The organism is Blastomonas sp. UPD001 (genome assembly GCF_003426715.1).
In the GTDB taxonomy this organism is placed as follows: domain Bacteria; phylum Pseudomonadota; class Alphaproteobacteria; order Sphingomonadales; family Sphingomonadaceae; genus Blastomonas.
Genome location: NZ_QKVT01000103.1, coordinates 1 through 762 on the forward strand (window position 1 = coordinate 1; position 762 = coordinate 762).

Here is a 762-nt window from a genome sequence, read left to right on the forward strand (position 1 = left end):
CATGCTGGCCAAAACCGACCGGCTGGATGCTGAGGCCATTGCCCGCTTCATCGCCGTTGTGCCAGGGCCCGAAGCCCAGCCCAACGCGGAAGCCGCGCGCTTGGCCGAACTGGTTTTGGCCAGGCGGCAGCTTTGCGAGGAGTTGGTGCGCATCCAAAACCAGGCCGAGCAGGTCAGGGCCGCCGTGCTTCAGCGGCTGTGCCGGCGGCGCATCAGCCGGCTGAAGATCGAACTTGTGCTGATCGACAAGGCGATGGCCGCCGAGGTGGCGCACAGCCCGCAGTTGGCCCGCAAGCATGCGCTGTTGCGCTCGGCCCCCGGCGTGGGGCCGGTGGTGGCGGCAACCTTGCTCGCGCTTTTGCCCGAACTGGGCCAACTCAGCCGGCGCCAGATCGCCGCCCTGGTGGGCGTGGCCCCTTACGCCTTTGACAGCGGCAAGCTCAAGGGCGAACGCCACATCCGCGGCGGCCGAAAGCCCGTGCGCGACGCCCTTTACATGGCAGCCCTTGCCGCCAGCACCCACAACCCCGCCCTCAAGACCTTCAAACAACACCTGCAAAAGGCCGGCAAAAAGCCAAAGGTCGCCCTTGTCGCCGTCATGCGCAAACTGCTCACAACCCTGAACGCCATCCTCAGAAACCAACAACCCTGGCAAACAACCTAAACACGGTTGCTCCCCCATGAATGGGGGAGGATCCAGATCGCGCGAGCGGCGGCATGGCGGGTCCTCCCCTCCTGAGCTTGTCGCAGGGGAAGCGGGGG

At 66.1% G+C, this 762-nt stretch carries 1 protein-coding gene; it reads left to right on the forward strand.

What is annotated here, in order from left to right:
• Positions 1-664: transposase (locus DM995_RS19215; protein WP_116970716.1), on the forward strand; the 664-nt coding region annotated here is incomplete at its 5' end.
• Positions 665-762 lie beyond the last annotated feature (98 nt).